The 22,260-nt window shown below is 65.5% G+C and carries 22 protein-coding genes; 6 read left to right on the forward strand and 16 right to left on the reverse strand.

Annotation, left to right across the window (positions count from 1 at the left end):
• Positions 1-22 precede the first annotated feature (22 nt).
• The 11 genes from pal to HOP59_RS11510 form a co-directional block, all read right to left on the reverse strand.
• Positions 23-559, reverse strand: coding sequence for a peptidoglycan-associated lipoprotein Pal (pal, locus tag HOP59_RS11460; RefSeq protein WP_010628613.1), 537 nt, complete (start codon positions 557-559; stop codon positions 23-25).
• 37 nt (positions 560-596) lie between these two features.
• Positions 597-1,886, reverse strand: a complete 1,290-nt coding sequence (gene tolB, locus HOP59_RS11465; RefSeq protein ID WP_234254038.1) for a Tol-Pal system beta propeller repeat protein TolB — start codon at positions 1,884-1,886, stop codon at positions 597-599.
• A complete protein-coding gene (gene tolA / locus HOP59_RS11470; protein WP_234254039.1) occupies positions 1,886-3,148 on the reverse strand; it encodes a cell envelope integrity protein TolA in 1,263 nt (420 codons plus the stop codon). The genes tolB and tolA overlap by 1 nt, the downstream gene beginning before the upstream one ends.
• 31 nt (positions 3,149-3,179) lie before the next feature.
• On the reverse strand, positions 3,180-3,617 hold the full coding sequence (gene tolR / locus HOP59_RS11475) for a protein TolR (protein WP_010628617.1): 438 nt from the start codon (positions 3,615-3,617) through the stop codon (positions 3,180-3,182).
• Positions 3,618-3,629: 12 nt separating this feature from the next.
• Positions 3,630-4,319: a protein TolQ gene (gene tolQ / locus HOP59_RS11480; RefSeq protein WP_026038145.1), complete on the reverse strand. Its 690-nt coding sequence runs from the start codon at positions 4,317-4,319 to the stop codon at positions 3,630-3,632.
• A gap of 23 nt (positions 4,320-4,342) precedes the next feature.
• On the reverse strand, positions 4,343-4,738 hold the full coding sequence (gene ybgC, locus HOP59_RS11485) for a tol-pal system-associated acyl-CoA thioesterase (protein WP_338073331.1): 396 nt from the start codon (positions 4,736-4,738) through the stop codon (positions 4,343-4,345).
• Positions 4,735-5,772, reverse strand: a complete 1,038-nt coding sequence (gene ruvB / locus HOP59_RS11490) for a Holliday junction branch migration DNA helicase RuvB (RefSeq protein ID WP_026038147.1) — start codon at positions 5,770-5,772, stop codon at positions 4,735-4,737. Before ruvB ends, ybgC begins: the two co-directional genes overlap by 4 nt.
• Before the next feature lie 101 nt (positions 5,773-5,873).
• Positions 5,874-6,488, reverse strand: coding sequence for a Holliday junction branch migration protein RuvA (gene ruvA / locus HOP59_RS11495; protein ID WP_026038148.1), 615 nt, complete (start codon positions 6,486-6,488; stop codon positions 5,874-5,876).
• 136 nt (positions 6,489-6,624) lie between these two features.
• A complete protein-coding gene (gene ruvC / locus HOP59_RS11500) occupies positions 6,625-7,164 on the reverse strand; it encodes a crossover junction endodeoxyribonuclease RuvC (protein WP_010628622.1) in 540 nt (179 codons plus the stop codon).
• Between the two features lie 118 nt (positions 7,165-7,282).
• The gene (gene aspS / locus HOP59_RS11505) at positions 7,283-9,061 is read right to left on the reverse strand and encodes an aspartate--tRNA ligase (protein WP_234254040.1); all 1,779 of its coding nucleotides are present in this window, start codon (positions 9,059-9,061) and stop codon (positions 7,283-7,285) included.
• A gap of 46 nt (positions 9,062-9,107) precedes the next feature.
• Positions 9,108-9,380 carry an FmdB family zinc ribbon protein gene (locus HOP59_RS11510; protein ID WP_010628624.1) on the reverse strand — a complete coding sequence of 91 codons (273 nt, stop codon included), beginning with the start codon at positions 9,378-9,380 and terminating at the stop codon, positions 9,108-9,110.
• A 155-nt stretch (positions 9,381-9,535) separates the two neighbouring features.
• On the opposite strand from HOP59_RS11510, the gene HOP59_RS11515 reads away from it, so the two are divergent.
• From HOP59_RS11515 to HOP59_RS11525, 3 genes are read left to right on the forward strand one after another with little or no spacing between them, the layout of a single operon-like run.
• Complete coding sequence (locus HOP59_RS11515) at positions 9,536-10,483, forward strand: D-2-hydroxyacid dehydrogenase (protein WP_234254041.1); 948 nt, start codon at positions 9,536-9,538, stop codon at positions 10,481-10,483.
• Positions 10,480-11,406: a ribokinase gene (locus HOP59_RS11520; RefSeq protein WP_234254042.1), complete on the forward strand. Its 927-nt coding sequence runs from the start codon at positions 10,480-10,482 to the stop codon at positions 11,404-11,406. The genes HOP59_RS11515 and HOP59_RS11520 overlap by 4 nt, the downstream gene beginning before the upstream one ends.
• 18 nt (positions 11,407-11,424) lie before the next feature.
• Positions 11,425-12,369: a nucleoside hydrolase gene (locus HOP59_RS11525; protein WP_234254043.1), complete on the forward strand. Its 945-nt coding sequence runs from the start codon at positions 11,425-11,427 to the stop codon at positions 12,367-12,369.
• A 13-nt stretch (positions 12,370-12,382) separates the two neighbouring features.
• Here HOP59_RS11525 and yccX read toward each other — a convergent pair whose 3' ends face one another.
• Positions 12,383-12,655, reverse strand: a complete 273-nt coding sequence (gene yccX, locus HOP59_RS11530) for an acylphosphatase (protein WP_010628628.1) — start codon at positions 12,653-12,655, stop codon at positions 12,383-12,385.
• Between the two features lie 156 nt (positions 12,656-12,811).
• Here yccX and HOP59_RS11535 point away from each other — a divergent pair, with 156 nt between their 5' ends.
• Positions 12,812-13,849: a Glu/Leu/Phe/Val family dehydrogenase gene (locus HOP59_RS11535; protein ID WP_010628629.1), complete on the forward strand. Its 1,038-nt coding sequence runs from the start codon at positions 12,812-12,814 to the stop codon at positions 13,847-13,849.
• 64 nt (positions 13,850-13,913) lie between these two features.
• On the opposite strand, the gene HOP59_RS11540 is transcribed toward HOP59_RS11535, so the two are convergent.
• Positions 13,914-14,846, reverse strand: a complete 933-nt coding sequence (locus tag HOP59_RS11540; protein ID WP_010628630.1) for a YihY/virulence factor BrkB family protein — start codon at positions 14,844-14,846, stop codon at positions 13,914-13,916.
• Between the two features lie 107 nt (positions 14,847-14,953).
• On the opposite strand from HOP59_RS11540, the gene HOP59_RS11545 reads away from it, so the two are divergent.
• Positions 14,954-16,030, forward strand: coding sequence for a bifunctional nicotinamide-nucleotide adenylyltransferase/Nudix hydroxylase (locus HOP59_RS11545; protein WP_010628631.1), 1,077 nt, complete (start codon positions 14,954-14,956; stop codon positions 16,028-16,030).
• Here the strand turns inward: HOP59_RS11545 and HOP59_RS11550 are convergent.
• From HOP59_RS11550 to HOP59_RS11560, 3 genes are all read right to left on the reverse strand, one after another.
• Positions 16,027-16,944 carry a LysR substrate-binding domain-containing protein gene (locus HOP59_RS11550; protein ID WP_010628632.1) on the reverse strand — a complete coding sequence of 306 codons (918 nt, stop codon included), beginning with the start codon at positions 16,942-16,944 and terminating at the stop codon, positions 16,027-16,029. The genes HOP59_RS11545 and HOP59_RS11550 overlap by 4 nt on opposite strands.
• 149 nt (positions 16,945-17,093) lie before the next feature.
• A complete protein-coding gene (cls, locus tag HOP59_RS11555) occupies positions 17,094-18,512 on the reverse strand; it encodes a cardiolipin synthase (RefSeq protein WP_234254044.1) in 1,419 nt (472 codons plus the stop codon).
• A 105-nt stretch (positions 18,513-18,617) separates the two neighbouring features.
• Positions 18,618-20,123 carry a fumarate hydratase gene (locus HOP59_RS11560; protein ID WP_234254045.1) on the reverse strand — a complete coding sequence of 502 codons (1,506 nt, stop codon included), beginning with the start codon at positions 20,121-20,123 and terminating at the stop codon, positions 18,618-18,620.
• A gap of 265 nt (positions 20,124-20,388) precedes the next feature.
• Here HOP59_RS11560 and HOP59_RS11565 point away from each other — a divergent pair, with 265 nt between their 5' ends.
• Complete coding sequence (locus HOP59_RS11565; RefSeq protein ID WP_234254046.1) at positions 20,389-22,176, forward strand: thiamine pyrophosphate-requiring protein; 1,788 nt, start codon at positions 20,389-20,391, stop codon at positions 22,174-22,176.
• Positions 22,177-22,260: the final 84 nt, after the last annotated feature.

Below are 22,260 nucleotides of genomic sequence, written 5' to 3' on the forward strand. Positions count from 1 at the left end.
GCGCTTATCGGCGCCTGTTCGCTCAGTAGGCAAAGACCACGCGACGATTCTGGGCATGTGCATCTTCGCCGTTGCCACGCACCGCCAGACGCTCTTCACCGTAGCTGACCACTTGGAGCTGGGACGGAGAGACGCCCTGCACCTCGAGGAAGCGCTTCACCGAGTTGGCACGACGCTCACCCAGCGCCATGTTGTACTCGCGGGTGCCGCGTTCGTCGGTGTGGCCTTGCAGCACGACGCGGGCATTGCCGTTGGAGCGCAGGTAGCGGGCATGCGCGACCAGGACCGATTCGAATTCCGAACGGATGGTGTCACGGTCGAAGTCGAAATAGATGGTGCGAACGTCGGGGATACGACCGTCGGCCTGCTGGCCGGCACGATCGCCGCTGACACCGGTACCGCTGACCTGTCCAGCGCCGGCAGTTCCCGTGCCGACGCCACCATCGGCGCGTGTGCCATCCATGGACCCGTCACGGCTGCCACCGGTGCTGGAACAGCCGGCAATCAGGGCAAGAGACAGGGCAATTGCCAGAGTTCTGGCATGTGACTTGAATTGCATCGTCAAACTCCTCAAAGGACTCGAATGACACGTACCACTAGTTCAAGAACGGTGACCATGCGGGTTCTCGCACGTCACCACGCGCCGAAGGCAACCGGTAGGACGCCCGTCCATCGGCCGAAACGGCCCCCAACACCCCGCTGTTACCTTGCTGGGTGGCGAAGATTACCATGGTCCCGTTGGGCGCAACACTAGGCGACTCATCCGAACGGGTCTCACTGATCACGACAAGACGGCCGGAACCGAGATCCTGGCGCGCAACCTGGAAACCGTTGTTGCTGCGGTGGATCAAGAACAGCGCCTCCCCATCCGGCGACAGACGCCCACGGGCGTTGTAGTTACCGGTGAAGGTCAAGCGCTCGGTCTGGCCGCTGCCGAAGCTGTAGCGGTAGATCTGCGGGCCGCCGCTGCGGTCCGAGGTGAAGATCAGGCTGCGACCGTCCGGCGCCCAGGCCGGCTCGGTGTCGATGCTCGAGTTGTTGGTGATGCGCTCGAGATTGCGCGATCCCACGTCCATGATGTAGATGTCCGGCTGACCGTCCTTGGACAGGGTCATGGCCAGACGACGACCGTCCGGCGACCAGGCCGGTGCGCCGTTGATGCCATCGAACGATGCCACCTGGGCGCGCTGCCCGGTGCCCACATCCTGCACGTAGATCGCCGGGCGCTCGGTCTCGAAGGAGACATAGGCCAGCTTGCGGCCATCCGGCGACCAGACCGGTGACAGGATCGGCTCACGCGAGTTCAGCACCTGCTGGCTGTTGTGTCCGTCGGCATCGGCCACGTAGAGACCGAACTGCATGTCCTGATCGACGCCCTGGGCCGTGACGTAGGCAATGCGGGTCGAGAAGGCACCGCGAATGCCGGTGATGGCCTCGAAGATCTGATCGCTCACGTAGTGCGCACCGCTGCGCAGCTCGTTGCTGCCGGCGCTGACGCTTTCGCCGAGCATGCGGCGCTGGCCGCTGACGTCCATCAGCTCGTAGCGAATGCGATAGCCGTCAGCCCCACGGCTGACCTGACCCACTACCAGATAGCGCACGTCCAGCGCGCGCCACTGGCCGTAGCGCACCTCGTCGCCGGAAGAGGGACGATCGTACATGGCATTGCGCGGCAGCGGCGCGAAATAGCCGCTGCGCTCCAGATTGTCACTGATGATCTGGGCCACATCCTCGGGCAGGCTTTCGCCGTCGGCGGAGAACGGCACTATGGCAATGGGGGTGGCCCGGTCACTGCCGCGTGTGATCTCGATGGTGAGATTGGCCTGGGCAAGCGAGCTGAACAGCAACAGCATGGCGCTCAACCAGATGGTCATCAGGGCTTTCATCAGCGTACATCTCCCGGTGTGAAACGCAGATTGAACTGGCGGAAGTCACGTTGTGCCGCCGGCGGCAATTGGCGCAGTTCGCCAAAGGGTGCGGCGGCTTCCACAGCCTGTAGGGCGGAACGATCGAAACTGCTATCTCCGCTACTTTGAGTAATGGTAGCGCCAAAAAGCTCCCCCGAGGGACCCAACTGGACCTGAACCGTGGCCGCAAGCCCACCGCCGGCTCCAGGGGGAATCACCCATGCCTGTTCCACGGCGCGGCGCACCAGATTGATGAAGCTATTGGCAGCTTCCTGCGCCTGCCGGGCGTTGGCTACGGCATCCGACTCACCCTCGATGGCGCGATCGAGCCCCTGACTGGCGGCTTCGGCCGCACGCCGGGCTTCCTCTTCGCGGCGGCGCTGCTCCTCGGCTTCGCGCTGACGTCGAGCTTCCTCTTCTCGGCGGCGCTGCTCCTCGGCCTCGCGCTGACGCTGGGCTTCCTCCTCGCGGCGACGCTGCTCCTCGGCTTCGCGCTGACGCTGGGCCTCCTCCTCGCGACGGCGCTGCTCCTCGGCTTCGCGCTGACGCTGGGCCTCCTCCTCGCGACGGCGCTGCTCTTCGGCTTCACGCTGACGCTGGGCCTCCTCCTCGCGGCGACGCTGCTCCTCGGCTTCGCGCTGGCGCTGGGCTTCGGCTTCCTGCTGACGTCGCGCCTCCTCTTCGGCGCGCTGCTGAGCCTCCTGCTGGCGCTGACGCTCGGCTTCCGCCGCGGCTTCCTGTTGACGCTGACGCTCCGCCTCCTGCTCCTCGCGCAGCCGGGCCTGACGCTCGGCTTCCTCGGCTCGACGCTGCGCTTCGGCCTCGGCTTCCTGTCTGGCCTCCTGCAACCGGCGTGCTTCTTCCTCACGCGCCGCCTGCTGCTGCTCGGCTTCACGGGCACGCTCTTCGGCGGCCTGACGCTCGGCTTCGGCGCGCGCCTGTTCCTCGGCCTCGGCCTGACGCGCTTCTTCTTCCTGGCGCGCCTCCTCTTCCGCCTGCCGCGCCGCAGCGCGAGCCCGCGCCTCCTCGGCGCGCTGGGCCTGGTCGGTGGTGGTCTCGGTGCTGACCAGCGTCGCCTGCACGATGGAGGTCGACTCTGGATCGGCCGGCTGACGCTGCGGCAGGGTGACCAGACTCAGCACCACGACCAGCACGTGCAGGCCGATAGCCAGCAGAGTGGGCACGCCATAGCCGACCGGCTTGTCATAGCTGCGCGAAGGGCCGCGCTGACCTCGGGCCATCACGTCTCCTAGTGTCCTGGTCAAGAAGCGCTTAATCACGCGGCGGCGGCTCGGAAATCAGCCCGACGTTGGTCACGCCCGAAACCTGCAGCGTACTCATCAGGGTCACGACCTCACCGTAGGGCACGAAACGATCGCCGCGCACCATGACTGGCGTGCCAGGCTGTTGATCGAGCAGGATCAGCACCCGGTCGCCGAGCTCCTCCAGATCCACGGCCATCTCTTCACCACCGACCGACAGGTAATACGCGCCCTCTCGATCCACCGATACGATGATGGGATCGCGATCTTCCTGAGAGTCGATGGGCTCGGAGGTGACCTGGGGCAATTCGATCTGAACGCCCTGGGTCAGCATCGGCGCCGTGATCATGAAGATGACCAGCAGAACCAGCATGACGTCGATGAAGGGGACGACGTTGATCTCCCCCATCGGCTTGCGGCGGCCGCCACGATTGAAAGGACCATGCATGTCGCGACTCCCTCAGGCGGCGCCGGCTTCGCTGCGACCCTGCAGATTGCGGTGCAGGATGGAGTGGAACTCCTCAGCGAAGTCCTCGTACTTGCCCAGCAGCCGGTCGGACTCGGACGACAGGCGGTTGTAGAAGATAACGGCGGGGATGGCCGCGAACAGCCCCATGGCGGTGGCGATCAGGGCCTCGGCAATCCACGGCGCAACGGTAGCCAGCGTGGCCTGCTGGGCCATGGAGAGCGCCTGGAACGAACCCATGATGCCCCACACCGTACCGAACAGGCCGATATAGGGGCTCGCCGACGCCACGGTGGCAAGGAACACCAGATGCAGGGTCAGGCGCTCCTCCTCCCGCGACCAGGCCACGCGCATGCTGCGCTGAACGCCGTCGAGGATGGCATCGGCGCTCTTGGTCTTGGCCATCAGCCGGTTGAATTCGCGAAACCCGGCGCGAAAGACATGCTCGGCGCCCTGGGTTTCCTGCTCCGACGGCGTTTCACGATAGAGTTCGTTGAGATCGACACCCGACCAGAAGCGCTCCTCGAAGGTCTGGTGCGCCGCGCGGGCTCGGCGCATCACGAAAGTACGCTGGAAAATCACCACCCACGAGAGTATCGAGCCTAGCACCAGGATCAGCATGACCAGCTGCACCACAGTGCTGGCGCTCATGATCAGGTGGGGTATTGACATAGAGTCGTTCACGGGCATCCTCGCTGATCTTGCATTCAAGCATTGAGAACCGCGGCGAGTGCCGGCGGCCAGGGTCTGGGTTTGAGGCGTTCGGCATCCAGACAGGCGATGTCGACACGCGCTTCGCATAAGGGTTCCCCATCACGCTGCACCGTCTGAGTGAAACTCAGCCGACAGCGTCCGCTCGATTCGACGGCCGCGGTGACGCAGAGCTCGTCGTCGAGCCGGGCGGGCTTGGCATAGCGGCACTCCAGGCGGTGCACGACCAGCTGCACGCCGGCATCGAGCAGCTCGCGCTGAGTGAAGCCGTGCCGGCGCAGCCATTCACTGCGGGCCCGCTCCATATATTTGAAGTAGTTGACGTAGTAGACGATGCCGCCGGCATCGGTATCCTCGATGTAAACACGCAGCGGCAAACGAAATTCACTCACGGACGCACCTCACCGCTGGCATCCAGCGCCTGCTCGTGGGGTACCAGCTCGAAGTGCTGCCAGGCCTGGCGCGTCACCACCCGGCCCCGGGCGGTACGCATCATCAGCCCCTGCTGGATCAGGTAGGGCTCGATCACGTCCTCGATGGTGTCGCGCTCTTCGCCGATCGCCGCCGCCAGCGAGTCGATGCCCACCGGCCCGCCGTCGAACTTCTCGATCATCGCCAGCAGCAGGCGGCGATCCATGTGGTCGAGGCCATGATGGTCCACGTGCAGCATGTTCAGCGCCTGATCGGCGATGGCCGCGTCCACCCGACCGTTGCCGCGCACCTGGGCGAAATCACGCACCCGGCGCAGCAGGCGGTTGGCGATCCGCGGCGTTCCGCGCGAGCGGCGTGCCACTTCGCGGGCACCCTCACGGTCCGCCTCGACCCCGAGCAGCCTGGCCGAGCGGGTGACGATCTCGGTGAGCTCCTCGATGTCGTAGAACTCCAGACGCTGGACGATACCGAAGCGGTCGCGCAGCGGTGAAGTGAGCAGTCCCGCCCGGGTGGTGGCACCCACCAGCGTGAACGGCGGCAGATCGAGCTTGATGGAGCGTGCCGCCGGCCCCTCACCGATGACGATATCGAGCTGGAAGTCCTCCATGGCGGGATAGAGGATCTCCTCCACCACGGGAGAAAGACGGTGGATCTCGTCGATGAACAGCACGTCGCCGGGCTGCAGGTTGGTGAGCATGGCGGCCAGGTCGCCGGCACGCTCCAGCACCGGGCCGGAGGTGGACTTCAGCCCCACGCCCATCTCGGCGGCGATGATGTTGGCGAGCGTGGTCTTGCCAAGACCGGGCGGGCCGAACACCAGCGTGTGATCGAGGCTCTCGTCACGTCCACGAGCGGCGCTGATGAAGATTTCCAACTGCTCACGCACGCGGGGCTGGCCGATGTACTCGGCCAGCGTCTTGGGGCGGATCGCGTGATCGACGCGACTCTCACCCTCGCGCTCCTCGGCGGCGATCAAGCGATCATTCTGCATCATGTCGAACACTCGCGGCGCTCATGAAAAGTTCAGGACGAAAGTCCCTGTCTCCGATCGAACGACTGTTGGATTCTATCGAGTCGAGGCCCGCCATGCGCGCCCTACCCGGCCATCCGCTTGGTCAAGGCCGCCTTGATCAGGGCTTCGGTCGACAAGCCCTCTTCCAGCCCGGACAGCATCTTCGCGGCCTCGGTCGGCTTGTAACCCAGGCTGACCAGCGCCGCTTCGGCATCGGCCAGCGGATCCTGGCGTTCGCGCTGGCCGCTGGGCAGCGTGGCGATGCCAGACGGATCGGCGGTAGCGCTCTGCTCCCAGTGCGGGAAGCGGTCGCGCATCTCGATGATCAGGCGCTCGGCAGTCTTCTTACCCACCCCGGGCAGGCGCGTCAGGCTCTTGACGTCATCCTCCATCACGCAGCGGATAAACGCCGTCTCGTCCATGCCGGACAGGATCGCCAGGGCCAGCTTGGGGCCGATACCGTTGACCTTGATCAGGGCACGAAACAGCGCCCGCTCCTGCTCACGGGCAAAACCGAACAGCAGGTGGGCGTCTTCACGCACGGTAAGATGCGTATAGAGCGACACCGCTTCTCCCACCCCGGGCAACGCCACCAGCGTGGTCATCGAAGCCTCTAGCTCATAGCCGACCCCTGCCACGTCCACGACCAGCCAGGGCGGTTGTTTCTCGAGCAGAGTGCCACGCAAGCGTCCTATCATTCGGCATTGTTTCCCGATGCGAATACGTCCAAGGCGCACGGCCTTCCTGGCGCCACTATACTGGTCGCTCAAGCGGCTGACCAGCCCACTACAAACGGTGTTCGAAAATTATTTTGCCTAAAGCGTCAATGCGCTTTCAAGGCTGGAAGTCGCGCCAGGAGCTGCCGCGTCGACGCGTCCTATGGCCGCCGAAGCTACCCTGTGTGACCAGACCCAGCCGGGCATGAGCATGGGTCAGCGCGATGGCCAACGCGTCGGCGGCATCGGCCTGTGGCGTACCGTCGAGCCCCAGCACCGCCACCACCATGTGCTGGATCTGGGCCTTGGTCGCCGCCCCGCTGCCGGTCACCGCCTGCTTGATCTGACGCGGCCCGTATTCATGTACGGCCAGACCGTGATTGGCGGCGCAGACGATGGCCGCACCGCGCGCCTGGCCCAGCTTCAGGGCGGAATCGGGGTTCTTGGCCATGAACACCTGTTCGATGGCCAGCTCCCCGGGGCGATACTCGCCGATCAGCTCGGCAATGCCGGCGTAGATGCGCGCCAGACGCTGAGGCAGCTCGACGTCCTGCAAACGGATACAACCGCTGGCGACGTAGCGCGGCTTGGGCGTAGTGACGTCGAGCACGCCATAGCCGGTGGTACGCGAGCCGGGATCGATACCGAGAATCAGCACGACACGTTCTCCCTCACGTGGGCGCTGCGCACGCCCATGGCACGGCCACTCTGGCAGCATCGCGAAACCGGCGCCACATGGGCGCCGGTCTCGTTCATCGCATAGCAGGCTGGCGTACTCACTCCTGCCCTTCCGCCTTGGCCTTTTGGCGCAGACGAATGTTGAGTTCGCGCAGCTGATCGCCGCTCACCTCGCCCGGCGCGTCGGTCATCAGACAGCCCGCACTCTGGGTCTTGGGGAAGGCGATCACTTCACGAATGGTGCGCGAACCCGCCATCAGCATCACCAGACGGTCGAGGCCGAAGGCCAGGCCACCGTGGGGCGGCGCACCGTAGTGCAGGGCGTCGAGCAGGAAGCCGAACTTCTCGCGGGCCTCCTCTTCGCCGATGCCGAGGATCTCGAACACGGTGCTCTGCATCTGCTGGTCGTGGATACGGATCGAGCCGCCACCCAGCTCGGTGCCGTTGAGCACCATGTCGTAGGCCCGCGAGAGCGCGCCCGCCGGGTTGGCCTTGAGCTCCTCGGGGCTGCACGAGGGCGAGGTGAACGGGTGGTGCAGCGGGCTCAGGCGACCGGCGTCGTCGGCTTCGAACATGGGGAAGTCGACCACCCACAGCGGTGCCCAGGGGCGGGTGTAGAGATTGAGGTCCTCGCCCAGCTTGACCCGCAGCGCACCCAGCGCCTCGTTGACGACCTTGGCCTTGTCGGCGCCGAAGAAGACGATGTCGCCGTCTGCCGCGCCCACGCGGTCGAGCAGCTCCTCGATCACGTTCTCCATGAACTTGACGATCGGCGACTGCAGCCCCTCGATACCCTTGGCACGCTCGTTGACCTTGATCCAGGCCAGGCCCTTGGCGCCGTAGATGCCGACGAACTTGGTGTAGTCGTCGATCACCTTGCGCGACATGCTGGCCCCGCCCGGCACCTTGAGCGCCGCGACGCGGCCGTCGGCAGCGTTGGCCGGGCCGGAGAAGACCTGGAAGTCGACTTGCTTCATCAGGTCGTCGACGTCGACCAGCATCAGCGGAATGCGCAGGTCGGGTTTGTCCGAGCCATAGCGATCCATGGCCTCGGCCCAGCTCATGCGCGGGAACTCGGGCAGCTCCACGTCGAGTACGTCCTGGAACAGCTCGCGGATCATGGCCTCGGTCACGCCCATGATATCGCTCTCCTCAACGAAGGAAGCCTCGATATCGATCTGGGTGAACTCCGGCTGACGGTCGGCGCGCAGGTCCTCGTCGCGGAAGCACTTGGCGATCTGGTAGTAGCGGTCGAAGCCGGCCACCATCAGCAGCTGCTTGAACAGCTGCGGCGACTGCGGCAGCGCGAAGAAGCTGCCCGGGTGGGTGCGGCTCGGCACCAGATAGTCGCGGGCGCCCTCGGGCGTGGCACGGGTCAGGATCGGCGTCTCGATGTCGAGGAAGCCCTGCCCCTCGAGGAAGGCGCGTACGTGATGCGAGATGCGCGAACGCAGGCGCAGCTTCTCGATCATCTCCGGGCGGCGCAGGTCGATGTAACGGTGCTTGAGACGCACCTCCTCGCCGACCTTGCCGTGTTCGTCGAGCTGGAACGGCGGCGTGGCCGCCGTGTTCAGCACTTCGACCTCCTTGGCCAGCACCTCGATCATGCCGGTGGGCATCTTGGGGTTCTGGGTACCCTCGGGGCGCAGACGCACGCGGCCGGAAATGCGCAGCACGTACTCGCTGCGAGCACGGTCGGCAGTGGCGAAGGCCTCGGCGGTATCGGGGTCGACCACGACCTGGGCGATGCCGTCGCGATCGCGCATGTCGAGGAAGATCACGCCCCCGTGGTCACGGCGGCGGTGAACCCAGCCGCACAGGGTGACCGTCTGGTCCACCATGGTCTCGTTGAGCTGGCCGCAATAATGGCTGCGCATGTCGTATCCTGTTTCGTAACGTTATCGATTGAAGGGTCGGTCGCGGTCAGGCCGCGGCGCCGTCCTTGGCCGGCGCCTTGCTTTCTTTGCTCTCTCCGCCGCCGCCAGCGGAGTCGCCGGCCAGATTTTTCTTGCTGCCGGACTTGAAGTCGGTTTCGTACCAGCCGCCGCCGGCCAGACGGAAGCCTGCCGCGGAAACCAGGCGGGAAAGCGCCGGTGCTTCACAGGCAGGACAGTCGGTCAGAGGGGCGGCGCTGAGCTTCTGGAGCTTCTCCAGACGATGGCCGCAGGCCTTGCACTGATATTCATAGATGGGCATGGTTCAATTCACTCCTGATTCGACAGCGCGCAACCAACGGCGATATAGGGTCGAGCGGTGCACATTCCAAGCCTGCCGTGAAAGCCCGATAGTATAACGTGCCTGGCAAGGCGTGTCCCAGCCCTGCCGCGGCGAACCAACACAAGGAATTCAGCATGAAAGCCGTGATACTCGATGCCGCCAGCCTGGGTCCCGACATCGACCTCTCCGCCATCCGCGACCAGGTGGAGACGCTGGAGGTCCATGAGGCAAGCACCACCGAGCAGAGCCGCCAGCGCCTGACCGGCGCCCAGGTGGCCATCGTCAACAAGGTGGTGCTCGATGCCGCCACCCTCGAGGCCCTGCCGGAACTCAAGCTGATCTGCGTGCTGGCCACCGGTACCAACAACATCGACATGACCAGCGCCGAGCGGCTCGGCATCGCCGTGCGCAACGTCACGGCCTACGGCACTGCCAGCGTGGCCCAGCACAGCCTGATGCTGATCCTGGCGCTGGCCAACCGGCTACCGCTCTATCAGCGCGACGTGGCGACTGGACGCTGGAACGAAAGCCCCTTCTTCTGCCTGATGGACCACGGCACCCTGCAGCTCGAAGGCAAGCACCTGGTCATCGTCGGCCAGGGCGAACTGGGTAGCCGCGTGGCGGCGCTCGGCGAAGCCTTCGGCATGCGCGTCAGTTTTGCCGCCCGCCCCGGTAACGAGGGCAACGATACCCGCCCCGGGATCACCGAACTCGCCCCCGAGGCCGACGTCATCAGCCTGCACTGCCCGCTCACCGACGCCACGCGACACCTGGTCGACGCTGCCCTGATCGCCACGCTGAAGCCCGATGCCCTGCTGGTCAACTGCGCTCGCGGCGGCATCATCGACGAAGAAGCGGCGCTTGCCGCACTGCGTGAAGGCCGGCTGGGCGGCCTCGGTGTCGACGTGCTTCCGGCGGAGCCGCCGCGGAACGGCCACCCGCTGCTCGATGCCCTGGCCGAGCCGCTCAACCTGATCGTCACGCCGCACAATGCCTGGATCACCCCGGAAGCCCGCCAGCGCATCGTGACGCTCACCGGTGAGAATCTGCGCCGCTGGAAGGCCCAGCGGGACGGAGCATGACCATGCTGCACAACTCCATGCTTCACAACCTGGGCTCGATCAATCTCGATCACTTCTATCGCGTGCCGCACCTGGTCCATCCCGGCGAGACGCTGGCCAGCCGTAGCTATCACCTCGGCCTCGGCGGCAAAGGGGCCAACCAGTCGCTGGCCATGGCGCTGGCCGGTGGCCAGGTGTGTCATTGGGGCCGCCTGGGCCGCCAGGACGCCTGGGCTCGGGACCGTCTGGCCCGCGCCGGGGTCGACGTCACCCACGTGGAGCTGGTGGACGAACCCAGCGGACACGCCATCATCCAGGTCGACGATCGCGGCGAGAACGCCATCATCCTGTTTCCCGGCGCCAACCACGGCTTCACGCGTCGGCATCGCGACGCCCTGTGCGAAGCGGCCAAGCCCGGCGATTGGCTGCTGGTGCAGAATGAGTGCAACGCCCTGACCGAGCTGCTCGAATGCGCGCGCAGGCAGGATCTGGCCGTTGCCTTCAATCCCGCACCGATGTCCGACACGGTGCTGGAGCTGCCCCTCGACGCCTGCCAACTGCTGTTTGTCAATCGCGGCGAGGCGGCCTGGCTGGCCGGCCTGCCCGAGACCAGCGATGCCCAAGCCCTGCTTCAGGGCCTGCAGAAGCGGCTGCCGCAGACGGCAACGGTGTTGACCCTGGGCAGCGAGGGCGCCTGGTACCAGGCGGGCGACGAGCGCCACTTCCAGCCCGCCCTGCCGGTCGAGCCGGTGGACACCACCGGCGCCGGCGACACCTTCATCGGCTATTTCATGGCGGCCCTGCAGGAGCAGCGCAGCGTACCCGACTGCCTGGCGCTGGCCGCCCACGCTGCCGCACTCGGCGTGCAGCAGCCCGGTGCCGCCGACAGCATTCCATCGCGCGACGAGGTCGAGCGATATCTCACCGGCTCACAGAGCGCCTGACACCCACAAGGAGGCAACGTGTCGCACCCGATCATCTTCGATACCGACCCCGGCGTCGACGACGCCCAGGCCATCGCCATCGCCCTACGTCATCCCGACATCGAGCTGCTCGGCTTGACCACCACCTACGGCAACGTCGACATCGAGACCGCCACCCATAATGGCCTGCTGCTGTGCGAACTGGCCGGGCGCGGCGACGTACCCGTCGCCCAGGGCGCTGCCGGCCCCATGGTCAAGCCGCGTCATCCCGCGCCGGCCCATATCCACGGCGCCAACGGTCTGGGCAACATCGAACTGCCCGAGGTGAAGGGCAAGAAGGATGCCCGCAGCGCCGCGCAGTTCATCGTCGACACCGTCAACGAGCGTCCCGGCGAAGTCACCCTGGTCGCGGTCGGGCCGGTGGGCAACCTGGCTGCCGCCTTGCAGCTCGACCCGGCGCTCACCGAGAAGGTCAAGCGGGTGGTGATCATGGGGGGCTCGGTCCGCGAGGGCGGCAACGTCACGCCGGTGGCCGAAGCCAACATGTTCAACGACCCCCACGCCGCCCAACGCGTGCTCACCGCCGGCTGGCCGCTGACTCTGGTAGGGCTCGACGTGACCCACCGTTGCGTGCTGACGCCGGCCCACATGCAGCGCATCGAGGCGGGACAGGGCGAGCTGGGCAAGGTGCTGGCCGGCAGCTACGCCTTCTATCGCGACTTCTATCGCGAGTTCCTCGGCATCGACGGCTGCTGCCCCCACGACAGCTGCGCGCTGGCCTGGCTGCTGCGCCCTGAGCTGTTCACCACCGCCCCGGGGCATCTGGCGGTCGTCACCGAAGGTCTGGCCGAGGGTCAGACCCTGTTCGCCCCCGAAGGGCGCGGCTTCATCCAGGAGCGCTGGTCGCAGACGCCCCTGGTGGAAGTATGCCTCGAAGTGGACGGTGAAGCCGTGGTGGAGTGGATAGCCGACACCCTAAGCTAAGAGCTTCCACGGGTCACAGGCAGACGAAGTTGTCCGGGTCATGGCACTCCAGCGCTTCCAGCTCGACGTGCGTGACCCGGGCATTGGGCGGCCCCTGCCACAGCCACGCTGACACCTGGTTGACCGCCTCGCCATTACCGCACAGCAGCACCTCGACCTGCCCATCAGGGAGATTCTTGGCGTAGCCGGTCAATCCGTGCTGCAACGCCTGCTCCTGAACCGCACGGCGGTACCACACTCCCTGTACCTTGCCGGCCACCAGCGCCTTCACACAGCGTTTGCTCATTTTCGTCTCCTCATTGACTGAAATGGGTGCGCACGGATGCTCTAACCTTGATACTAAGGATGCGGTCACGCCACAAGCAACGACCGCCCAACGGAAGCAGTGCCAACCACTGCGCTCCACATCACAACAACGCATCCTCACAAGGGAGATATCGCCATGCAGATCTTCGACCACCCCGAGTTCGACCATCACCAGCAGATCGTCTTCGGCGGCGATGAGGCCAGCGGCCTGCGCGCCATCATCGCCATCCACGACACGCGCCGCGGCCCTGCCCTGGGCGGCCTGCGCATCTACCCCTACGCCAGCGAAGCGGACGCTCTGACCGACGTGCTGCGTCTCTCCCGTGGCATGACCTACAAGTCGGCCCTGGCCGACCTGCCCCTGGGCGGCGGCAAGGCCGTGATCATCGCCGACCCGCGGCGCGACAAGACCCCCGCCATGCTGTGCGCCATGGGCCGGCTGGTGGAATCGCTGGGCGGCCGATACATCACCGCCGAGGACTCCGGCAGCGGCGAGGAGGACATGCGCCTGATTCGTCAGGAGACGTCACATGTCAGCGGGCTGGGCCACGACGGCAACTCGGGCGACCCCTCGCCCTTCACCGCCCACGGCGTTTTCTGCGCGCTCAAGAGTGCCGTACGCCATCGCCTCGGCCGCAGCGACCTGCAAGGACTGCGCGTCGCCATCCAGGGGGTCGGTCACGTCGGCGCCCACCTTGCCCGCGAGCTGCACGAAGCCGGCGCCAAGCTGGTACTGACCGATGTCGACCGCGACAACCTCGGCATGCTGGTCAGCGAACTGAGTGCCGAGAGCGTCACGCCCGATGCCATTTTCGATGCCGACGTGGACGTCTTCGCCCCCTGCGCCCTCGGGGCGGTACTGACCGACGAGGTAGCCGAGCGCCTCAAGGCCAAGGTGATTTGCGGCGCAGCCAACAACCAGCTGGCGACGGCGGCAGTTGCCGGACGATTGCAGGCCCGCGGCATTCTCTACACGCCCGATTACGTGGCCAACGCCGGCGGCGTCATCGAAGTCGAGGCCCAGCGCCACCAGCGCTACAACCGCGACTCAGTCATGCGCCACGTGGAGCGAATCGCCGAGACGGTGGACGAGATTCTCGGCCGGGCGCAGAGCGAGGACAAGAGCCCCGCCGCCGTGGCGGATCAACTGGCACGCGAGCGCCTCGCCGACTGAGGCTATGTACGGCCAGGGCCGGGCGGCGCATCCGCCCGGCCTGTCACCGCTCGCGGCCCGTTCGTCAATCCATCACCAGCTCACGCTTGACGAGAACGGCGCTGTTGCGCGGTACCACCTCGCGCCCTCTGGCCAGCAGATAGCTGCGAGTGAACGCCGCTCCGAACAGAAGAATGAGGGATGAGTAATAGACCCACAGCAGGATCATGACCACCGAGCCGGCGGCGCCGTAGGTCGAGGCGGTCGCGGTATAGGCCAGGTAGGAGGCGATCGCACTGCGCCCGATGGCGAACAGCAAAGCGGTGACCACGGCCCCCAGCAGCACGTCCCGCCAGCTCAGCACCACGTCGGGCAGAACCTTGAAGATGGTAGCGAACAGCGCCGTGATCACGGCCATGGCAACCAGGAACTCGGCGCCGGCCGTCAGAGCGCCGAGCAGCGGCATGGCATCGCCCACCGCCTGCAGCATGGCACGAATCATGATCCCCACCAGCAGCGACACCAGCAGGATGAAGCCGATCGCCAGTACCACGGCGAGCGATAGCAGGCGCTGCTTGAGAAATATGAGCACGCTGTTGCGGCTGGGCTTGGCCGTCACGCCCCAGATGGTATTGAGCGAGAACTGCATCTGGGCGAAGACCGTAGTCGCCCCCACCAGTAGGCCACCGACACCCAGCAACGTCGGCAGGATACCCGCCTGCTCGATGCGCGACGCTGCCACCGCCTGCTCCACCGCCCTCGCTGCCTCCTCGCCCAGAGTGCCCTGCAGCTGTGCGACGATCTGCCCTTGAGCGGCATCCTCACCGAAGACGATGCCGATCACGGCTACGGCAATGATGACCGTAGGCGCAAGCGAGAAGAGCGTGTAGAAAGCCAGCGAGCCGGCATAGCTGAAGGCATTGCGCTCCAGCCATAGAGAAATCGCTTGCTGAACGGTATTCCACCAGAACCGGATCGAAAACCTGTGCACGACGCCTCCTTCGTCTTTGGCCGTCATTTCAGCATACGCTACTGCAAGCCGTCTGTCGGCACATGGCCCCGCGTTGCAGCCCCAGGCCACCCGCGCCCATAATGGTGCGCCCAACCACCAGCCAAGGAAGCGCGATGAGCGATACCGATCACGAATTCGACTGCCTCGTATTCATCGGACGTTTTCAGCCGCCGCACCTGGGACATCTGGCGGTAATCAACGAGGCCCTGCGCCATGCGAGACAAGTGATCGTCCTGGTGGGGTCGGCCTGGCAGGCGCGCTCGCTGCGCAACCCCTGGCGCTTCGACGAGCGTCAGGCGCTGCTGCGTAGCTGTTTCGACGAAGAGGAAAATGCGCGCCTCGAGATCGTGCCGCTGCTGGATGCACTCTACAACGACGACGTCTGGGTGCGTGACGTACAGCGTAAGGTGCGCGACATAGCAGGCCACCATCACGCCCGCCTGCCACGCATCGGCCTGATCGGCGCCAGTCGCGGCCAGTCGAGCTACTATCTTTCGCTGTTTCCCCAGTGGGAATCGGTCAGCGTGCCGCTGGTCGAAGGCATTTCGGCCAGCCAGATCCGCGAGCGATTGTTCCGTTCCCCCTCCTCCACCGAGGATTACCTCAGCACCGGCGCCACCCATGACTTGCCGCCCGGCGTCTGCGAGGCGCTACGGGATTTCGCCGGCGAAGAGGCACACCTGCAGCTGATGGAGGAGCAGAAACTGCTGGAGCAGTATCGCCAGGCCTGGGCCAACGCCCCCTACCCCCCTATCTTCGTCACGGTGAACGCCGTGGTGGTGCAGTCGGGTCACGTGCTGCTGGTGCGGCGTACCGCGGCCCCGGGGAAAGGGCTGCTGGCGCTGCCCGGCGGCTTCATCAACCCTCACGAGCGCCTGCTCGACGCCTGCCTGCGCGAGCTGCGCGAACGGGTCAGACTCAAGGTGCCAGAGCCGGTACTCAAGGGCTCGCTGCGCGGCCAGCGACTGTTCGACGAACCCCACCGCAGCTGGCGTGGCCGCACCCTGGCCGAAGCCTTCTACTTCGCCCTGCGCCCCGACCAGCAGCTTCCCCAGCTCAAGCCAGTCAAGGGCGGCGACCACGCCCGCTGGGTACCGCTGGCCGAACTCGAACCGGACAGCCTGTTCGAGGATCACTTCTTCATCATCCAGAATTTTCTCGGCCTGCCGGCCGATTTCGGCGGGATCTAAGCCTGCAAGAAGTCGCGGGGAAGCTTCATCATCTGCCGCCACAGCTTCTCGACCCCCGGCTTGTGCACCAACGAGCAGCGGTAGAGACGGATCTCCAGCGGCACGTCCCACTGTTCGCCGCCGGCGCGTACTAGCTTGCCGCTCTTGAGCTCTTCGCGCACGCAGAAGTCGGGAATCCAGGCCAGCCCCACCCCTTGCAGCACCATGCCCTTGAGCCCTTCCGCCATGGCGGTTTCGTAGACGGTGCGCAGGCGCAGGCGCAGTGGATCGTTCTTGAGCAGCATGCGCACGCTGCGCCCCAGGAAAGCACCCTGGGTATAGGCCAGATAGGGGATCGTCTCCTTGCTTTCGAGGCTGAAGCGCGGCCGCCCCTTGGCATCGGGGAGACTGATGGGCAGCATCTTGACCTGGCCGATGGAGAACGAGGGAAACACCTCCGCATCGAGCTGCATCGTCGCGTACGGGTCGTGGTAGGCCAGCATCAGATCGCAGTTGCCCTCACGCAGCACGTGAATCGCCTCGCCTACGTTCATGGCCACGAGGCGCGTGGGCAGCTCACCCAGCCCTTCCTGCAGCCGCGAGATCCACTCGGGATAGAAGCTCAGTGCCAGGGAGTGGGCGGCGACGATGTCCAGCGCCTCGCGCGCCATGGAAACGCCGCGCAGATGCCCTAGGCACTCGTTGAGCTGCTCCACCAGATTGCGCGCCGTGACCAGGAACAGCTGCCCTTCCGGCGTCAGGTTGATGGGCGTGGTGGAGCGGTCGACGAGGGTCACACCCACGGCCTGCTCCAGGGATCGAATCCGGCGGCTGAAGGCCGGCTGGGTGACATGGCGCTGCCGGGCGGAGGCGGAGAAGCTGCGGGTGTTGGCCAAGGCCACGAAATCTTCCAGCCATTTTGTCTCGAGGTTCACCGGGACTCCCGCTCACAGCAATCGCAAATCAAGTTGGGTGCCCTGCACAAAAACTCAGAAATGAGAGAATGTTAGGCGTTGCCTAATTTACCCCAGCTGCCTACTTAACCCAAGCGACTTCGGCCGCGCCCAGCACGACTATCGCAGCGCTACTGAATGGGCGCCGTGAGATAGGCCGCCCGCGAGACGAGCTTGCTCCACAGGGGGCGATTCTGCAGCTCGTCGTAGCCGATGCGGCGGCAATCGGCGAAGTCGCGCTCCAGCATCAGGCGCACCTGGGCGGCAAAACGCCGGTCGGGAATGAAGGCGGTGATCTCGAAATTCAGGCGAAACGAGCGGTTGTCGAGATTCACCGTACCCACCGATGCCGCGCTGTCGTCGATGAGAATTACCTTTTGGTGCAGAAAGCCCGGCTGATAGCGATACACCTTGACCCCAGCCCGCACCATATCGGGCAGGAACGAAAAGGCCGAGAGGTAAATGAGCAGATGATCGGGATGCTCGGGCATCATGATGCGCACGTCGACGCCGCGCATGGCGGCAAGCCGCAGGGCATCCTGCACGCCCTGATCGGGAACGAAATAGGGGCTCGTGACCCACAGCCTCTCATGGGCGCTGTGGATGGCATGCTGCACCAGCAGACTGGCCGTCTCCTGACGGTCGGCAGGCCCCGAGGGCACGATCACCACGTTGTGGCACTCCTCGCAGGTGACGTGCGGCTCCCAGCTCAGGTTGAGTACCGCCCCCGTGGCCCAGTGCCAATCCTCCCAGAACGCCTCCTGCAGCCCCAGCACGCTAGGGCCGGTGAGTTTGAGATGGGTATCGCGCCAGGGGCCGTGCCGTGGATGCTGACCCAGGTACTCCACCCCGACGTTGAAGCCACCGAGCCAACCCTCGTAGCCGTCGACGACGAGGATCTTGCGGTGGTTGCGGAAATTGAGCTGGAAGCGATGCTTGAAGCCCCGTGAGGAGCGGAACGCGCTGACCTCCACGCCCCCCTCCCTCAGCTCATGCAGGTAGCCTTCGGCAAGCTTGCGACTGCCGATCTCGTCAAACAGGAAATAGACCCGAACCCCTCGCTGCGCGGCGCGCAGCATGTGCTCCTTGAGCCGGCGCCCCAGCGCATCGTTGCGTACGATGAAGAACTGGATCAGCACGTAGTCGCGAGCGGAATCGATGCCGGCGAACAGACTGTCGAACGTGGCCTTGCCGTCGATCAGCAGCTCGGCCTGATTGCCGCTTGTCAACGGCATCATCGCCAGCTGCTCCACGGCGCGGATATCGGGATCGCGGGTATAAGCCAGGAACGGCTCCAGCCGCTCCCGATAGCGGGCGAGAATTCGCCGCAGTACGGTATCGCGCTCGCCGCGGGCGGAAACGTAGCCATAGAAACGCGGCCGACCGAAAATCCAAAACGCCGGCACCGCCAGGTAGGGAAAGGTGACGAGAGAGATGATCCAGGCCACGGCCCCCTGCGAGGTGCGGCTGGAAAGCAGCGCCAGGACCGCCGAGACGAAGCCCAACAGATGTACCATGAATATCGCCAGGCCGAACAGCCAGGATGCCATGATCTCTCCCTGTAAAAACAGCAATCTGAAGCATACCTTAGACGACAACGGCCCCGCCAGTTGGCGGGGCCGTTTGCCTATGGAACTAGAGATTTCGTACCGACATCATGCGCGCTCGGCGATGATCTCCTTCCACTTGGCGGGGCCGGTCTGGTGTACCGAGGTACCCTGGCTGTCGACCGCCACGGTGACCGGCATGTCTTCGACCTCGAACTCGTAGATCGCTTCCATGCCCAGGTCGGCGAAGCCCACCACGCGGGACTTCTTGATCGCCTGTGCCACCAGGTAGGCGGAGCCGCCTACCGCCATCAGATAGACCGCCTTGTTGTCGCGAATCGCCTCGATGGCGGCCGGACCGCGCTCGGCCTTGCCTACCATGCCCAGCAGACCGGTCTCTTCCAGCATGGTACGGGTGAACTTGTCCATGCGCGTGGCGGTAGTAGGACCGGCCGGCCCGACCACCTCGTCGCGAACCGGATCCACCGGGCCAACGTAGTAGATGAAGCGGCCCTTGAGATCCACCGGCAGCGACTCGCCCTTGGCGATCATGTCGACCATGCACTTGTGCGCGGCATCGCGGCCGGTGAGCAGCTTGCCGTTGAGCAGCAGGGTGTCGCCCGGCTGCCAGGTCAGCACTTCTTCCGGCGTGACCGTATCCAGGTTCACGCGCTTGACGTTGTCGCCGGCCTCACGGGTGATCTCCGGCCAGTCTTCCAGCTTGGGCACCGGCAGTGCCGCCGGGCCGGAGCCGTCCAGGGTGAAGTGCGCATGACGGGTGGCGGCACAGTTGGGAATGATCGCCACCGGCTTGTTGGCGGCGTGCGTCGGGTAGTCCTTGACCTTGATGTCGAGCACCGTGGTCAGACCGCCCAGGCCCTGGGCGCCGATACCGCTCTTGTTGACCTTGTCGAACAGCTCTAGACGCAGCTCCTCGGCACGGTTGGACGCGCCGCGAGCCTGCAGTTCCTGGATGTCGATGGGATCGAGCAGCGCCTCCTTGGCGATCTCCATGGCCTTCTCGGCGGTACCGCCGATACCGATGCCGAGCATGCCGGGCGGACACCAGCCGGCACCCATCTTGGGCAGCTGCTCGAGCACCCAGTCGACCACGTTATCGGAGGGATTGAGCATGGCGAACTTGGACTTCGCCTCGCTGCCACCGCCCTTCGCCGCCACGTGCACCTCGACCTTGTCGCCGGACACGATCTTGTGATGGATGATCGCCGGGGTGTTGTCGCCGGTGTTCTTGCGGGCGCCGTCCGGGTCGGCCAGCACCGAGGCGCGCAGCACGTTGTCGGGCAGCTGGTAGGCGCGGCGTACGCCTTCGTTGATCATGTCGTCGAGGCTCATCTCGGCGTCCCAGCGCACGTTCATGCCCACATGCACGAACACGGTGACGATGCCGGTGTCCTGACAGATCGGACGATGGCCCATGGCGCACATGCGCGAGTTGATCAGAATCTGGGCGATGGCGTCCTTGGCCGCCGGGTTCTCCTCCCGCTCGTACGCCGCCGCCATGGCGTCGATGAAATCCTTGGGATGGTAATAGGAGATGTACTGCAGGGCGTCGGCGACGCTCTGGATCAGATCGTCCTGGCGGATCACGGTCATGTGCAAGGAACTCCTCGGCAGTGTCGGCATGCCCGCTTCTGGATTCGCAAGCGCGAAGCGGCGGGTTCGAACGGGGGCGAATTATACCGTATCGCGGCCTGCTCGACAGGTTCATGCCGCCAAGGTCGAACCTTCCTAGTGTTTGAACAGCAAGATAACGGTATAAAATCTTGAATGGATTTGTCGCCCTGGACCACCGCCTCTACGCTAGCTGTTAGTCAGTCATGGACTCATGGAACGAAGCGTCACGATCAAGGAGCCGATCATGCAACCCACCGTGTCCGATTTCCTCGTCTCCCGCCTGCGCGAATGGGGTGTGGAGCGGCTGTACGGCTACTCAGGCGACGGCATCAATGGCGTGATGTCCGCCCTGCGCCGCGCCGATGGCAATCCCCGCCTCGTCCAGCCCCGCCACGAGGAAGTGGCGGCCTTCATGGCCTGCGCACATGCCAAGTTCAGCGACGAGGTCGGGGTCTGCGTGGCCACCTCCGGCCCCGGAGCGGTACACCTGCTCAACGGCCTCTACGATGCGCGCAAGGATCATATGCCCACCGTGGCCATCGTCGGCCAGCAGGCGCGCAAGAGCCTCGGTACCGACTATCAGCAGGAGCTGGACCTGATGGCGCTGTTCAAGGACGTCGCCAGCGAATACGTGCAGATGGTCACCGAGCCGGCCCAGGCCCGCCACGTCATCGATCAGGCGATGCGCATCGCCATCGCCCGCCGCACCGTGACCTGTGTGATCCTGCCCAACGACGTGCAGGACCTGCCCATGGAGGACCCGCCCAGGGAGCATGGCGCGGTATTCTCCGGCGTCGGCTACCAGTTTCCCCAGCAGTTGCCCGAAAGTGCCGACCTGGACGCTGCCGCTGAGATTCTGAAGTCCGGCAAGAAGGTCGCCATTTTGGCCGGCGCCGGGGTCAAACATGCCGTGGACGAGTTGATCCGCGTGGCCGACCTGACCGGCGCAGGCATCGCCAAGGCGATACTGGCCAAGACCATGGTGCCTGACGACCTGCCCGGTGTGACCGGCTCCATCGGCCTGCTCGGCACCGAGGCCAGCGACCGCATGATGAGGGAGTGCGACACCCTGCTGATGGTGGGCACGCGCTTCCCCTACGTGGAGTTCTTGCCCGAGCCGGGGCAGGCCCGTGCCATCCAGATCGACGTGGTGCCGGAAGCCCTGGGCGTGCGCTACCCCACCGAGGTCAATCTGCATGGCGATGCCGGCGCCACCCTGGCAGCGCTGGCCGAACGCCTCAAGCGCAAACGCAACAGCAAGTGGCGCAAGCAGGTGCAGGGCTGGATCGACGACTGGTGGGAGAAGACCGAGGCGCGTGCCGCCACCGAGGCCACACCGATCAACCCGCAGCTCGTGTTCCAGCGCCTCTCGCCGCGCCTGCCGGACGACGTCATGCTCACCTGCGACGTGGGCAGCGCGACCAACTGGTATGCGCGCAACCTGAAGATCCGCCGCGGCATGCTGGGCTCCGTTTCCGGCGGGCTGGCCTCGATGGGCAACGGTGTGCCCTATCTGATCGCCGCCAAGTTCTGCCACCCCAGCCGCCCCGCCATCGCGCTGGTCGGCGACGGCGCCATGCAGATGCTGGGCAACAACGCGCTTATCACGCTTGCCAAGTACTGGCAGGAGTGGCAAGACCCCCGCTGCATCGTGCTGGTGCTCAACAACCACGACCTGAGCCAGGTGACCTGGGAGCAGCGCGTGATGGAGGGCGACCCCAAGTTCGACACCTCTCAGGATCTGCCCGAGTTCCGCTACGACCAGTATGCCGAGCTGCTCGGCTTCAAGGGCTTGGTCATGCGCGAGCCCGACGACATCGATCGAGTGTGGGACGAGGCCCTCGCCGCCGACCGCCCGGTGGTGATCAACGCCTATACCGACAGCGACATCGCCCCCCTGCCCCCGCACATCGAGTTCGAGCAGGCCAAGAGCTACCTCGCCTCGATGCTCAAGGGCGACTCCAGCGGCCTGCACAGCGCCAAGCTCTCCGCCAAGCAGATGGGCCGCTCGTTGTTCAGACGAAAGAAGTGACGCCCAGTTGCCTGAGGCTCCCCACCGGCCCGGTCATGCCTGCCTGACAAGGCGGCATGGCCGGGCGGTTTCACTCGCCGTCTG

The organism is Billgrantia aerodenitrificans (assembly GCF_021404405.1).
In the GTDB taxonomy this organism is placed as follows: domain Bacteria; phylum Pseudomonadota; class Gammaproteobacteria; order Pseudomonadales; family Halomonadaceae; genus Halomonas; species Halomonas aerodenitrificans.